The organism is Pseudophaeobacter sp. C1-32P7 (genome assembly GCF_041008775.1).
In the GTDB taxonomy this organism is placed as follows: Bacteria; Pseudomonadota; Alphaproteobacteria; order Rhodobacterales; family Rhodobacteraceae; genus Phycobacter; species Phycobacter gallaeciensis_A.
Genome location: NZ_JAXGFR010000009.1, coordinates 120,568 through 134,073, shown reverse-complemented (window position 1 = coordinate 134,073; position 13,506 = coordinate 120,568). Strand labels below are relative to the sequence as shown.

17 protein-coding genes are annotated in these 13,506 nt (G+C 60.8%); 10 read left to right on the top strand and 7 right to left on the bottom strand.

Annotated features, from left to right (window positions below; genetic code table 11):
* Window positions 1-20: 20 nt before the first annotated feature.
* Complete coding sequence (locus SM763_RS14495; RefSeq protein ID WP_065271335.1) at window positions 21-617, bottom strand: LysE family translocator; 597 nt, start codon at window positions 615-617, stop codon at window positions 21-23.
* Window positions 618-689: 72 nt separating this feature from the next.
* Here SM763_RS14495 and SM763_RS14490 point away from each other — a divergent pair, with 72 nt between their 5' ends.
* Entirely contained in the window at window positions 690-1,142 is a 453-nt protein-coding gene (locus SM763_RS14490) for an Lrp/AsnC family transcriptional regulator (protein WP_065271334.1), read from the top strand.
* Here SM763_RS14490 and SM763_RS14485 read toward each other — a convergent pair.
* The 3 genes from SM763_RS14485 to SM763_RS14475 form a co-directional block, all read right to left on the bottom strand.
* Window positions 1,139-1,744, bottom strand: coding sequence for a hypothetical protein (locus tag SM763_RS14485; RefSeq protein WP_368998952.1), 606 nt, complete (start codon window positions 1,742-1,744; stop codon window positions 1,139-1,141). The two genes, SM763_RS14490 and SM763_RS14485, sit on opposite strands and share 4 nt — an antisense overlap.
* 79 nt (window positions 1,745-1,823) lie before the next feature.
* Window positions 1,824-2,243, bottom strand: coding sequence for a Spy/CpxP family protein refolding chaperone (locus SM763_RS14480; RefSeq protein ID WP_274832660.1), 420 nt, complete (start codon window positions 2,241-2,243; stop codon window positions 1,824-1,826).
* 169 nt (window positions 2,244-2,412) lie between these two features.
* The gene (locus SM763_RS14475) at window positions 2,413-3,372 is read right to left on the bottom strand and encodes an L-malyl-CoA/beta-methylmalyl-CoA lyase (RefSeq protein WP_274866786.1); all 960 of its coding nucleotides are present in this window, start codon (window positions 3,370-3,372) and stop codon (window positions 2,413-2,415) included.
* A 305-nt stretch (window positions 3,373-3,677) separates the two neighbouring features.
* Between SM763_RS14475 and dgcN the strand changes: the two genes are divergently transcribed.
* From dgcN to SM763_RS14460, 3 genes are all read left to right on the top strand, one after another.
* Window positions 3,678-4,679, top strand: a complete 1,002-nt coding sequence (gene dgcN / locus SM763_RS14470; RefSeq protein ID WP_368998951.1) for an N-acetyltransferase DgcN — start codon at window positions 3,678-3,680, stop codon at window positions 4,677-4,679.
* Between the two features lie 114 nt (window positions 4,680-4,793).
* The gene (gene dgcA / locus SM763_RS14465) at window positions 4,794-5,759 is read left to right on the top strand and encodes an N-acetyl-D-Glu racemase DgcA (RefSeq protein ID WP_065271329.1); all 966 of its coding nucleotides are present in this window, start codon (window positions 4,794-4,796) and stop codon (window positions 5,757-5,759) included.
* A gap of 10 nt (window positions 5,760-5,769) precedes the next feature.
* Entirely contained in the window at window positions 5,770-6,633 is an 864-nt protein-coding gene (locus SM763_RS14460) for a D-amino-acid transaminase (protein ID WP_065271328.1), read from the top strand.
* Window positions 6,634-7,014: 381 nt separating this feature from the next.
* Here the strand turns inward: SM763_RS14460 and SM763_RS14455 are convergent, their stop codons facing one another.
* The 3 genes from SM763_RS14455 to SM763_RS14445 form a co-directional block, all read right to left on the bottom strand.
* Complete coding sequence (locus SM763_RS14455; protein ID WP_274837290.1) at window positions 7,015-7,812, bottom strand: DODA-type extradiol aromatic ring-opening family dioxygenase; 798 nt, start codon at window positions 7,810-7,812, stop codon at window positions 7,015-7,017.
* 120 nt (window positions 7,813-7,932) lie between these two features.
* Window positions 7,933-8,247, bottom strand: coding sequence for a DUF1244 domain-containing protein (locus SM763_RS14450; RefSeq protein WP_065271326.1), 315 nt, complete (start codon window positions 8,245-8,247; stop codon window positions 7,933-7,935).
* A 65-nt stretch (window positions 8,248-8,312) separates the two neighbouring features.
* Entirely contained in the window at window positions 8,313-9,050 is a 738-nt protein-coding gene (locus SM763_RS14445; RefSeq protein ID WP_368998950.1) for an N-formylglutamate amidohydrolase, read from the bottom strand.
* Between the two features lie 131 nt (window positions 9,051-9,181).
* Here SM763_RS14445 and pyk point away from each other — a divergent pair, with 131 nt between their 5' ends.
* The 6 genes from pyk (at window position 9,182) to pheS (ending at window position 13,466) form a co-directional block, all read left to right on the top strand.
* On the top strand, window positions 9,182-10,627 hold the full coding sequence (gene pyk / locus SM763_RS14440) for a pyruvate kinase (protein ID WP_368998949.1): 1,446 nt from the start codon (window positions 9,182-9,184) through the stop codon (window positions 10,625-10,627).
* Between the two features lie 45 nt (window positions 10,628-10,672).
* A complete protein-coding gene (locus tag SM763_RS14435; protein WP_368998948.1) occupies window positions 10,673-10,894 on the top strand; it encodes a hypothetical protein in 222 nt (73 codons plus the stop codon).
* A gap of 116 nt (window positions 10,895-11,010) precedes the next feature.
* A complete protein-coding gene (rpmI, locus tag SM763_RS14430; RefSeq protein ID WP_009178285.1) occupies window positions 11,011-11,211 on the top strand; it encodes a 50S ribosomal protein L35 in 201 nt (66 codons plus the stop codon).
* 15 nt (window positions 11,212-11,226) lie between these two features.
* Window positions 11,227-11,592 carry a 50S ribosomal protein L20 gene (gene rplT, locus SM763_RS14425; protein WP_065271322.1) on the top strand — a complete coding sequence of 122 codons (366 nt, stop codon included), beginning with the start codon at window positions 11,227-11,229 and terminating at the stop codon, window positions 11,590-11,592.
* A 244-nt stretch (window positions 11,593-11,836) separates the two neighbouring features.
* Window positions 11,837-12,103: a 50S ribosomal protein L20 gene (locus SM763_RS14420; RefSeq protein WP_368998947.1), complete on the top strand. Its 267-nt coding sequence runs from the start codon at window positions 11,837-11,839 to the stop codon at window positions 12,101-12,103.
* A 289-nt stretch (window positions 12,104-12,392) separates the two neighbouring features.
* The gene (gene pheS, locus SM763_RS14415) at window positions 12,393-13,466 is read left to right on the top strand and encodes a phenylalanine--tRNA ligase subunit alpha (protein WP_368998946.1); all 1,074 of its coding nucleotides are present in this window, start codon (window positions 12,393-12,395) and stop codon (window positions 13,464-13,466) included.
* Window positions 13,467-13,506 lie beyond the last annotated feature (40 nt).

Below are 13,506 nucleotides of genomic sequence, written 5' to 3'. Positions count from 1 at the left end.
GGCGGCGCAGGCCGGTGGCGTTACGCGGGCCAGATCACCGGGTAAAGCGATGCGACCAGCAGCGCCGCCATGGCCCAGTTGAACAGCATCAGACGGCGTGGATTGGTCAGCACCCGCGCCATTTGCTGCCCCAGCAGGGTCCAGGAGCTGACCGAGGGGAGGTTGACCGCCCCAAACAGCGCCGCCACCAGAAGGATCGCCCAAAGGGTCTGATCCGGGGCGTAAACGCTGATCGCGGTCAGGGCCATCGCCCAGGCCTTTGGGTTGACCCATTGAAAGGCGGCGGCCTGCAGGAAGGTCATCGGGTTGCCCTTGCCTTCGCCGGTTTCTGCAGGTCCTGCGTTGGCGATCTTCCAAGCCAGATACAGAAGATAGGCCACAGAGGCGACCTTCAGCACGGTATAGCTGACAGGGAAGGCTTCGAAGATCCCAACCAGACCGGCGCCGACCAGAACGACCATGAAGACGAACCCCAACGCCACCCCCAGCATATGCGGGATGGTGCGGCGAAAGCCGAAATTGGCGCCAGAGGCCATCAGCATCAGGTTGTTCGGTCCCGGCGTGATCGACGAGACAAAGGCGAAGAGCGCAAGCGCGAGGAGAAGATCGTATGTCATGGCGAGAATTTGACGCGTCAATGCCCGAATGAAATTGCGTTTTGCTGCACCGGGTGCAAAAAGTTGCAATTAATGGCTAAAAATGATCGCATAAATCAGCAGATATTGCAGGAACTGTCCCGCGACGGGCGGATCAGCAACCTGGAGCTGGCTGAGCGTGTGGGCCTGTCGCCCTCGGCTTGTTTGCGCCGGGTGCAGGATCTGGAGCGCGCCGGAGTCATCACCGGCTACAAGGCCGTGCTGAACCGCGAGGCGATGGGGGTGGGCTTTGTCACCTATATCGGTGTCGGCCTGGGCGAACACACGAAGGAGGCGCAAGAGGCGTTTGAGCGCGCCATGCAGGCTGCGCCCGAAGTGGTGGAATGCCACAATATCACCGGCACCATCGAATATCTGTTGCGGGTCGAATGCGCGGATCTGCCCAGCTACAAACGGTTTCACACCGATATTCTGGGCACCTCGCCCTATGTCACGGGGATCACAACCTATGTGGTCATGGGATCGCCCAAGGATATGCGCGCCTAACCCTGTCCCAGAAGGGCCGCCATGGCGGTCTCGGGCGAGGTCAGCACCGGCACATCGCTGTCGATCAGTGGGGCGGCCCCCGCCATCGACGCCTGTGCCAGAACCACGCAAGAGGTGCCAGATGTGAGCGCAAGGCTTGTGCCCACCCAAGCGGCGACTTGTTTGTGGAACTCCTCGGTGTCCCCATTGGTGAAATGGTGCCAGAGGCCGGGCAGGGGCAGGGCGCGGATGTCGGGCGCGCGGCCCTGTTCCGTGAAGGCGCGTTCCAGCAGGGCGGTGGAGGGAAGGCGGGTGCTGTCCAGACAATAGACCAGCATCACCGGGCCACCGGCGCCCGCGGCCTGTTGCATCATCGGCCAGTCAATTCGCGTGGCGCCTGCTTCTTCAGCCACTGCGCCGATGGTGGTGCAGGTGCACAAGGAGGGCCCCTCTGTCGCGCGGATCGCTTCGGCAATTTCCTGACGGAGAGCGGCATCGACGCCGGTCTGGGCCCGTTCAAGCCAGTCGGTGCGCACCACATGCGTCAGATCGGCCTCGGGTGCCAGGGCATCGAATGTCGCCACATGCACGTCGGCTGTGTGGAATAAGGTCAGATCTGTCATGTCGGCCCCGCGTTTCTGTCAATTAGTCGCGGAATAGGGCGCCAAAGGCAACGGGGCCGACCCAAAGAATGATCTGGGATTATTGTTTCTGCGCCATGGCCACGAGCTGCGCGAACTGCTCCGGGGTCAGAACCGTGCGCCAGTGGTCCGCGCAGTTGGAGCGCATGGTCACCAGCTTGACCTCATACTCCCCGACCTTGGCTGCAAGGCTGGCGCGCTCCTCTGCCGGGGCACCGTCCAGAATGGCGGTGCGCAGGGCGGCGCGGGCTGCGATTGCCTCGGCTTCCAGAGCCTTGCGTTTGGGCGGGCTGGTCGCCAGCCAGTTCTGCAGATCAGCGCGTTGCTCTGCCGTCAGGCCAAGCGCGGAGGCATTCTGTTTGATCAGCGGCGTCAGGCGCACGATGGGCGCGGAGAGCTCGCTCCGGTTCTTGCCCTGCTGGGCGGGGAGGGCGGTCGCAGTTGCCAGAACAAGTGCTGCGGAAAGAAGGGCTTTTTTCATGTCGTCACCAGTGGTTGCCGATTCTGTCGGTTTCGTTCTGCGGCAACATTCCAGCACTAGAGGGTTCTTGAGTTGATATGCATCAAGAAAATTGAATGTGTTTGGCGAATACGGAATAAAAATGGGGCGCCCGGATTCCGGACGCCCCATGGTCAGCTGCGTTCAAAGGTCAGCCTTTTGCGATCAGCTCTGACTGTGCGACGATCACTTCGGCCTGTTTAATCGAAGCGATGTCGACCAGGCGGCCCTTGTATACTGTGGCGCCTTCGCCGTTGGCCTTGGCCTGTTCCATGGCGGCCAGGATCTCTCGCGCTTCGGCGACGGCTTCTTCCGAGGGGGTGAAGACCTCGTTTGCCAGGGCGATCTGTTTCGGATGGATGGCCCATTTGCCGACCATGCCCAGCGTGGCCGAGCGTTTGGCCTGTGCGATATAGCCGTCGTCATCCGAGAAATCACCGAAGGGACCATCGACCGGCAGTACACCATGGGTCCGGCAAGCGGCGACGATGGCGGTCTGGGCCCAGTGCCACGGATCGGAATAGTGCCGCGTGTCGCCATGCAGCATGTAGTAGTTTTCCTGAGTGCCACCGATGCCGGTGGTCTGCATGCCCATGGAGGCGGCAAAGTCGGCGGCGCCAAGGCTCATCGCCTGCAGGCGCGGAGAGGAGGCGGCGATCTCTTCCACATGTGCGATGCCCGCAGCGGATTCGATGATCACCTCAAAGGAAATCGGTTTGGTACGGCCCTTGGCGCGCTCGATGGCGGTGACCAGCGCATCGACGGCATAGACGTCTGCGGCGCAGCCGACCTTGGGGATCATGATCTGGTCCAGACGGTCGTCGGCCTGTTCCAGCAGATCGACCACGTCGCGGTACCAATAGGGGGTGTCCAGACCGTTGATGCGGACCGACATGTATTTGTTGCCCCAGTCCACGGTGTTCAGCGCCTCGATGACATTGGCGCGGGCAATGTCCTTGTCGGTGGGGGCGACGGAATCTTCCAGATCCAGATTGATCACATCCGCAGCCGAGGCGGCCATCTTGGCAAAGAGTTTGGTGTTGGAGCCGGGGCCGAACAACTGGCAGCGGTTGGGACGGGCCGGGGCGGCGGGCTGGATGCGGAAGCTCATGAGGGCGCTCCTTGCTGGGAAAGGAAATTACGATTTGACTGGTCATTGTGGTATGAAATTGCGCAACCCCATGCAAGAGGGACTTTGCAGGCGCAGCATCAACTATGCTGCAATCGCAATGAATTCCCGTGTTGCCGCATAATAGTGAGCGAGTAATGCGCCATTGTCGGAACTTTCTTCGATGAAAATGTATTTTTGTAGAAGAAACTTCGATCATGTCTTTCCTGCAAATGCAAAAATGGGACCGCTTCGCAAGGCGGCTCGATTATCGTTCGCGGTGAATCACGTTTAACGGAGGCCCCGAGATGATCGAGACACCCTATCTGCTGTTCCTGGGCGATGCGCCCGATATGCTTGCGGCAAAGGTTGCCATCGGCATCCGCGACTGGCGCCCGGACCACGCGGTCGGGCAGATCTCTCTGCCGGGCTGCGGCGCCGATCTGGGACTGACCGAAATGTCGCTCGAAGAGGCCAAGGCCGCCGGTGCAAAGACGCTGGTGATTGGTGTCGCCAACCGCGGCGGGATCATCTCTCCCGCCTGGAAGGAAGTGCTGATCAAGGCGCTTGAAATGGGTTATGACATCGCGTCCGGCCTGCACAACCTGCTGCGCGACGAAGGCGATCTGGTCGCTGCTGCCCAAACTCACGGCGGCACACTGCATGACGTGCGTGTGCCTTCGGTCGGCTACCCGATTGCAAATGGCGTGAAGCGCAAAGGCAAGCGCTGTCTTGCCGTTGGCACCGACTGCTCGGTGGGCAAGATGTACACTGCGTTGGCGATGGACGCCGAGATGCAAAAACGCGGTATGAAATCCACCTTCCGCGCCACCGGCCAGACCGGCATTCTGATCACTGGCCATGGTGTGCCGCTGGACGCTGTTATTGCCGACTTCATGGCGGGTTCCATCGAATATCTGACCCCGGACAACGATGAAGACCACTGGGACATGATTGAAGGGCAGGGCTCCCTGTTCCACATTTCCTATTCCGGTGTGACCATGGCGCTGGTGCATGGCGGTCAGCCCGATGCGCTGATCCTGTGCCACGAGCCGACCCGTGAACATATGCGCGGTCTGCCGGGCTATTCCCTGCCCAGCCTCGAAGAGCTGCGCGATACCGCGCTGCCGCTGGCGCGCAAGGGCAACCCGAATTGTCAGGTTGTCGGTATTTCGGTGAACACTCAGCACCTGAACGAGCAAGAGGCGGTTGCCTACCTTGAGGAAGTGGAAAAGCGCATGGGGCTCCCCGCGGTGGATCCTTACCGCCATGGCGCCGACCGCTTGGTAGACGCGCTCGCCGCAATCTGATTGTTATAAGGGGGCGTCTGGCAGCAGGCGCCCTTTTTATGTGAATTCAGGCGTCTGTGGAGTGCGGCCCTACCCATTCCCAGAAGCCGAACAAAGACCCCGAAAGGATCGAACATGAAAGTCACCGTGACGCCGGATGTATTCAAACTGGCGCGGGCCTTTACCATCTCCCGCGGCTCGCGGACTGAGGCGAAGGTGCTGACCGTCAGGATCGAAAAAGACGGGGCTGTGGGGTGGGGCGAATGTGTGCCTTATGCCCGCTATGATGAAACGCTGGACAGCGTGACCGCCGAAATTACCGGCCTGCCCGACAGCTTTACCCGCGAAGAGCTGCAGGACCTGCTGCCTGCCGGTGCGGCTCGCAACGCGGTGGATTGCGCGCTTTGGGATCTTGAGGCGAAACTGGCGGGCAAACGGGTCTGGGAACTGGCCGGTCTGCCGAAACCCGGCCCCGAAATTACCGCCTATACTCTGTCGCTCGACACGCCCGAGGTGATGCAGGAGCAGGCCGCCGAGAATGCTCATCGCCCGCTTTTGAAGATCAAGCTGGGCACCGCCGATGACATGCCGCGACTGGAAGCCGTGCGCGCCGGGGCACCGGACTCGGATATCATTATCGACGCCAACGAAGGCTGGAGCGCCGAGGTCTATGCCGAGCTTGCGCCGCATTTGGTGCGTCTGGGCGTGTCGCTGGTCGAACAGCCCTTGCCTGCCGGTGAAGATGACGCGCTCATTGGCATGGAGCGTCCGGTGCCGGTGTGCGCGGACGAAAGCTGCCATGACCGCGCCAGCCTGCCGAAACTCAAAGGCAAATACGATGTTGTCAACATCAAGCTGGACAAGACCGGCGGCTTGACCGAGGCGCTGAAACTGCGCGAAGCGGCGCTGGCCGAAGGTTACCGCGTGATGGTCGGCTGCATGATGGGCTCGTCGCTGGCGATGGCGCCTGCGGTGCTGCTGGCGCAGGGGGCGATGGTGACGGACCTTGACGGGCCGCTGCTTCTGTCCGAAGACCGCGAAACGACAATGGAATACGATGCTGCCGGTGTGCATCCGCCCAAGGCAGAACTCTGGGGCTGAGGAGATGACAATGACCCGTACTGTTTATGTGAATGGCGAATACCTGCCGGAAGACGAAGCGAAGGTCTCGATCTTCGATCGCGGCTTCCTGATGGCTGATGCGGTATACGAGGTGACCTCGGTTCTGGGCGGCAAGCTGATTGATTTCGAAGGCCACGCGGTGCGCCTGAAACGCTCGCTGGATGAGCTGGACATGCAGGAACCCTGCACCAAGGACGAACTGCTGGAGATCCACCGCAAGCTGGTGGAGCTGAACGGCATCGACGAAGGGCTGGTTTATCTTCAGGTCACCCGCGGGTCCGATGGTGACCGCGATTTCGTTTTCCCCGATCCCGAGACCACCAAACCGTCGATTGTGCTGTTCACCCAGAACAAGCCGGGTCTGGCCGATAGCCCCGCCGCCAAGAAAGGCGCAAAGATCATCTCGATCGAGGACATCCGCTGGGGCCGCCGCGATATCAAGACGGTGCAGCTGCTGTACCCCTCGATGGGCAAGATGATGGCCAAGAAGGCCGGAGCCGATGACGCCTGGATGGTCGAAGACGGCTACGTGACCGAGGGCACTTCGAACAACGCCTATTTCGTCAAGGATGGTGTGATCGTCACCCGCCCGCTCTCCAATGACATCCTGCACGGCATCACCCGCAAGGCCGTGTTGCGCATGGCAGAAGAAGCGCAGCTGAAAATCGAAGAGCGTCTCTTTACCATCGACGAGGCGAAAGAGGCGGACGAGGCCTTTACCACCTCTGCCAGCGCATTCGTGATGCCGGTCGTGGAGATTGACGGCACTGCGCTGGGCGATGGCACACCCGGCCCCATCGCCAAACGCCTGCGCGAGATCTATCTGGATGAATCGGTGAAGGCCGCGATCTGATCGCTGCGCGTATCCGTATCAACAATTAAGGCCGCTCCTGACGGGGCGGCCTTTTGTTGTTTCAGTGGCAGTGCACTCTGCCTGTGCTGGTCTGCATATGGCAGCATTTGCCCGGTGGAGAGCTTTTGCGGCAGCCTCCACCATGCTGGACCAAAGTATCGGCCTGCAGGCCCGCATGCGAGAATGAGGCCCCAAAACTGATGGTCGGTATAGCAGTGGCGAGCGCAATATGTGCGGCCAGAGACAAGGCTTTCATTGAATAAGTCTTCCTTCGATTGCATCAACGTAAACGTCTCGCAACTCTATCGTGATATACCTGTCGAAATACAACCATAAGATGCCTTTGTCCGAGCGGTTGTGAGGCTGCCCGCAACAGAGGCGTTACCCAAAGCGGAAGCTAGAGGCCGTGACGCCGCCAAAGATGTCCTTCTGGTGGTAGACCTGAGTTGCCGGTTCTTTCTCGGCCGCGCCAAGGGCTGTGAAGAGCGGCACAAGGTGATCCTCCTGCGCGTGGCAGGCGCGGGCATAGGGGGCCTGTTCCCAGTTGAGCAGTGCCTCGGTCCGCGCGGCGGCTGGCAGTTGCAGCGCCGCATTCAGCCATGTGTCGAACTCTTCCGAGGGCACCTTGGCCCGGGGGCCGAATTCCCGCAGATTGTGGTAGCTGAGACCGGAGCCAACGATCAGCACGTCCTCGTCACGCAGGGGGGCAAGCGCGCGGCCAAGGGCGAAATGCTCTTCTGGACTGTAACCATGGCGCATGGAGACCTGAAATAGCGGAACATCGGCCTCCGGGTACATCAGGGCCATGGGCACGAAGGTGCCATGGTCGTATCCCTGTTCCGCGTCCATCGAGACCGGCAATCCCGCCGCTGCGATCAGATCCGCAGTGTGCTGGGCCAGCTCTGGCGCGCCGGGCGCCGGGTATTGGATTTCGTAGGTCTCTGGCGGGAAGTTGTAATAGTCATAGACCATCGGCGGTTTTGCAGCACTCATCACTGCAAATGTGTCCTTTTCCCAGTGGCCGGAAATCATCAGAACCGCCGAGGGACGGCGCCCGATTTCCTGCGGCATACGGGCAAGCGCATCTGCCAGCGGTGCCAGCGCCTCCCGCATGTTCGGGATCCAGGGCCACGGTCCGCCGCCGTGGGAAATGAAATAGCTTGGCATCCTTGAACGCATCCGAACCTCCATCACACATACTGTTGGTTCAGATGTTAAGGGATCCGGGCCGCCGGGGTTATACCCAGTGGCGAACACCCCCTGTGCGCCGATGGCGACAGGGGGGCAATCCGCCAGGGATCAGGCCTTGTCTGTGACGTTTTCCTTGAAGGCGACTTCGAACTCGGCCTGTTTTTCCGGGCTGGCTTCGGTCTGGTACTTGGACTTCCACTCATCCATGGTCATGCCATAGTATATTTCGCGGGCTTCATTCTTGTCCATTTCGATGCCGCGTTCGTTTGCTGCTTCCTGATACCAGCGGCTGAGGCAGTTGCGGCAGAACCCGGCCATGTTCATCAGGTCGATGTTCTGCACATCGGTGCGGTCTTCCATCAGATGCTTTTGCAGGCGGCGGAATGCGGCGGCCTGAAGTTCGATCTCGGTTTGCTGGTCCATGGGGATCCTCCCGGTTGTCTTGCGTTCCGTAATATGTGGGTGCCACTGTCCAGAGGCAAGCGCTGCTACAGGCCCGAGTTCGCAAGGGCGCGGGGCAGGAGCTTGGCGAGTCGTTCGGCCCACTGCCGCTGTCTTGCCGCATCAGCGATCAGATCGTTGCGCAGTTCGATCAGCGTGTTGGGGCGACCATGGGCTGTGCCGTGGGTGTCGATGGCATCGCCGGGCAGGTAGCCGGTGTACGGTTCGTTGATCCCGACACAAAGGTCAGGCTCGGCCCGCAATGTGTCGATCAGCTCCGGGGAAAACCGCTCTCCCTCGGGGAAGAGCACGCCGATTTGCCAGGGACGTGGGGGACGTCCGCGCAATTGCCGGGTGAAGGAATGCATCGAGACGATGACCGTGTCCGGGCGCGCGGCAAGGCGGCTCACTTCTGCGTGATAGGGGCGGTAGCAGGCCTCAAGCCGCGCCGCGCGCTCTGCCGCATCGGCGTGACGGTTGGCGGGAATGATGGTCCCGTCATAAAGCTTCATCAGCAGAGTTGGATCATCTTCGCCCCGGTTGGGGTCGATCACCAGACGGGAGAAATTGGAGGCCACAACCGGCGCGTCCAGCAGCTCACCCAGATGGCGGGCGACGGCATAGGCCCCCACATCATAAGCGATATGACGCTCCATATCCTCATGCGGCAGGCCAAGGTCACCGCCGTTGACGAAGGGAGGTACGCGGTTGGTGGCATGGTCGCAGGTGATCAGCCAGCGGGCAGGGCGGTCGGCCCCGTGAACAAAGAAGGGAGTATATGTCATGCGCCTGTCATCGATTGTTGACGATACCTTTAGGGGAGTTGCGGCAAAATGGAAATTGCGCGATAAGCACCGCAAGATATGTTTGCGGTAACACCGCCTATTGCTGAGCTGACACCGGAAGGACCCACCCCATGAAACGTTCCCGCAGTGTGAAGATTGTTGCCACCCTGGGACCGGCGTCCGAAACCTATGAAACGATCCGCGCTCTGCACGAGGCCGGCGCCGACGTGTTCCGCCTGAACATGTCGCACGGGACCCATGCAGAGATCACCCAAAAGCACGAGATCATCCGCAAGGTGGAAAAGGATCTGGACAGCTCGATCGGTATTCTGGCCGACCTTCAGGGTCCCAAGTTGCGCGTGGGCGTCTTTGCAAATGGTTCCGAGGAACTGGAAGAGGGCGCGTCTTTCCGGCTGGATCTGGATCCCACCGATGGTGATGCCACGCGGGTCTGCCTGCCGCATCCCGAGATTTTTCAGGCGCTGGAGCCCGGCGCGCATCTGCTGGTGAATGATGGCAAGATCCGCCTCCGGGTGGAGCGCTGCGGCGCCGATTTTGCCGATTGCAGCGTCGTGACCGGCGGCACCATCTCCAACCGCAAGGGCGTGAACGTGCCCGATGTGGTGCTGCCACTGGCGGCTCTGTCGGACAAGGACCGTGATGATCTGGAGTTTGCCTGCACCCTGGGTGTGGACTGGATCGCACTGTCCTTCGTGCAGAGGGCCAAGGATGTGTTTGAGGCCAAAGGCCTGGTCGATGGCCGCGCTGCGGTGCTGTCCAAGATCGAGAAACCTTCGGCTGTGGAGCAGTTCGAGGAAATCCTCGATGCCTCGGACGGGATCATGGTGGCGCGCGGCGATCTGGGCGTCGAACTGCCGGTGTCTGCCGTGCCGCCGATCCAGAAACGGCTGGTGCGCAAATGCCGCGCGGCGGCCAAACCGGTGATCGTCGCCACCCAGATGCTGGAAAGCATGATCGAAAGCCCGATGCCCACGCGCGCCGAAGTCTCGGACGTGGCGACCGCGATCTATGAGGGCACCGATGCCATCATGCTGAGCGCTGAATCTGCTGCCGGGCAGTATCCGGTCGAAGCGGTGCAAACCATGGACAACGTCGCCGCCGAGGTGGAGACCGACCCCACCTATGCGCAGATCATCGCCTCTTCACGCTCCTCCAAGGGCAACACGATTGCGGATGCCATCGTTGCTGCCGCCCGCGAAATTGCCGAGAAGACGGATATCAAGGCGATCTGCTGCTTCACACAGAGCGGCACAACTGCGCTGCTGACCGCGCGGGAACGTCCCGGTGTTCCGATCATCGCGCTCACGCCGCTGGAAGGCACCGCCCGGCGTCTGGCGCTCAGCTGGGGCTGCCACTGCGTGGTGACCAGCGGACAGGACCGGTTCAAGGGGGCGGTGGTCAACGCCGCCCGCGCCGCCCGCGCCGGAGGGTTCGCCTCCGAGACAGATCAGATCGTCGTGACCGCAGGTGTGCCCTTCAACGTGCCCGGCACCACCAATATCCTGCGGGTTGCCCCCTGCGATGAACGTTTGATTTACAGCACCGACCCGGAATAAGCTTTCCTCCAGCCCGGCGTCGGGCTGCGGCTGGAGGAATGTTGCGTGAACAGTGACCTGTTTCTGGTGCTTGGCCTTCTGCTTGGGTGGCTGTCGATTCCGTCCTTGTTGTCCGCCTATAGCGATAGGCGGCGGCCACAGGTCTCTGTCTTCCTGCTGCTGGGCAGCGCGGGTCTGATCACCTACGCATTCCTCACGCACCCGGGCGGTTACCGTCTGAAAGACGTGCCGGATGCGTTTTTCAACGTGATTGGCCAGGTTTTTTAGAAGAAACCGCTTGCCCTTGTGATCCCGTTTTCGTACATGGCGGCCCTGTTCACGTGGCCGGCCGGAGTGGCATGCCGAGTCGCGTATCTACCGAACTCGCATTGAAGGAGACGGAAATGCCCAAAATGAAGACGAAATCGAGCGCCAAAAAGCGCTTCAAGGTGACCGCCACCGGTAAGGTGATGGCAGGTCAGGCCGGCAAGCGCCACGGCATGATCAAACGTCACAAGAAATTCATCCGTGATGCCCGCGGCACCACGACCCTGTCCGCCCCCGACGCCAAGATCGTCAAGGGCTTCATGCCCTACGACCGCTAAGAGGAGATTTGACACATGTCCCGCGTTAAAGGTGGTACCACAACTCACGCCCGTCACAAGAAGGTCATCAAGGCAGCCAAAGGTTACTACGGCCGCCGCAAGAATACCTTCAAGGTCGCCCGTCAGGCCGTCGACAAGGCAAACCAGTACGCAACCCGTGACCGGAAGGCGCGCAAGCGTAACTTCCGCGCCCTGTGGATCCAGCGTATCAACGCTGCCGTCCGCAGCCACGACGAGTCGCTGACATACTCGCGCTTCATCAACGGCCTGAACCTGGCCGGTATCGAAGTTGACCGTAAGGTCCTGGCCGACTTGGCCGTGCACGAGCCCGAAGCCTTCGGTGCGATCGTCAAGCAGGCACAGTCCGCACTGGCAGCCTAAGTCTGGTGACAGACGTACAGTTTCGAAAGGCCGCCCCAACCGGGGCGGCCTTTTTTCATACTTGTCCCTGATTTTTCGGGCGGCGAAATTGCCACACTTTTAGCGCGAAACCCGTTTTTCAGCTCAATTCAGTGGATAGCGCGGGCACGCGTTTTTATTACCGCGGAATTCGATTGTTTCCGAACTCGTTTGCTGCGGCTTCCGAGTTTGATTCAGAACTTTGCATATATAAAGGCAGTTTATCATGAAGGCAAAATTCTTGTGGGTGCTGGCAGGGGTGTTTGTCTCGGCGTGTATGAACGATGGCGGTGGGAGCTCTGTTGTCAGCAGGCCAACGCAGGTTGAGGGCAACAAAGTCACAAAGGCCCTCATCGAAACCTGTTGGAAGCAGGCCGGTATCAAAGGTGACCTGTATAAATTCATGTCTCCTGAAGAGGCTGTGGGCGTTCAGCCCGGTGGTCTGTTCTCAGAGAGCCAACACGCAGCATTCCAGAGCTGCCTGAAGGCATAGAAAGCGGTTGTGTATGGATCGTGGTGGAACGAGAGTTGACGCCGCGATCAATTCGACCATGTGGCGACGTTTCAATCTGATCAGTCAGTTGTGCGTGCCTTCAGTTGAAGGTAGCGGTGGTTAATTCGAGTGTTGCAGCCGAACGTCGGGGGGCAGAACTTCCGCGGGCAGTGAACAGCAGATGGCTGCATCGTCTTTCTTGCCGCTACCCGGCCCCCTCTGTATTGCGCCCCCTTGCTTTCAGCCGCTGCTGTGGTAGCACGAGCCAAGCAAATTTCAGGGGACCGTCATGGACGTTCTTAAGGCAAAATATCTGGGGCAGATCGCCGATGCCCACGACGAGGACGCGCTGGAGGCGATCCGCCTCGCCGCCGTCGGGAAAAAGGGCGAGGTGGCCCTTAAGATGCGGGAATTGGGCAAGATGACGCCCGAGGAGCGCCAGACCGTGGGTCCGGCGCTGAACGCACTCAAGGATGAAATCAACTCTGCCCTGGCCGCCAAGAAGGCCGCGCTGGCCGATGCGGCGCTGGATGAGCGTCTGCGCACGGAATGGCTGGACGTCACGCTGCCCACGCGCCCGCAGCGCCGCGGCAGCCTGCACCCGATCAGCCAGGCCAGCGAAGAGCTGACCGCGATCTTTGCCGAACTTGGCTTCTCGGTTGCCGAAGGCTCGCGTGTTGAAACCGACTGGTACAACTTCGATGCGCTGAACATTCCTGGCCATCACCCGGCCCGCGCCGAGATGGATACTTTCTACATGCACCGGGCCGAAGGCGACGACCGCCCGCCGCACGTGCTGCGCACCCACACCTCGCCGGTACAGATCCAGTCGATGGAGAAGATGGGCGCCCCGCTGCGCGTCATCTGCCCGGGCGGTGTCTACCGCGCCGACTACGATCAGACCCACACGCCGATGTTCCACCAAGTCGAAGGCCTGGCGCTGGACAAAGACATCTCGATGGCGAACCTCAAGTGGGTGCTGGAGGAGTTCGTCAAATCCTTCTTCGAGGTGGACGATGTTGAGCTGCGCTTCCGCGCCTCCCACTTCCCCTTCACCGAGCCTTCGGCCGAGGTGGATATCCGCTGCTCCTGGGACAACGGTCAGCTGAAGATCGGCGAAGGCGACGACTGGATGGAGATCCTTGGTTCCGGCATGGTCCACCCCAAGGTGATCGCCGCCGGTGGCATTGACCCCGAGGTCTACCAGGGCTTTGCCTTTGGCATCGGTATCGACCGTCTGGCGATGCTGAAATACGGCATCCCCGATCTGCGTGCCTTCTTTGACAGCGATCTGCGCTGGCTGCGCCATTATGGCTTCAGCTGCCTGGACGTTCCAACACTGCATGGCGGGTTGAGCCGATAACGCTTGAACCGCAGGGCCCTAGCCCTGCGACGCGCCCGAC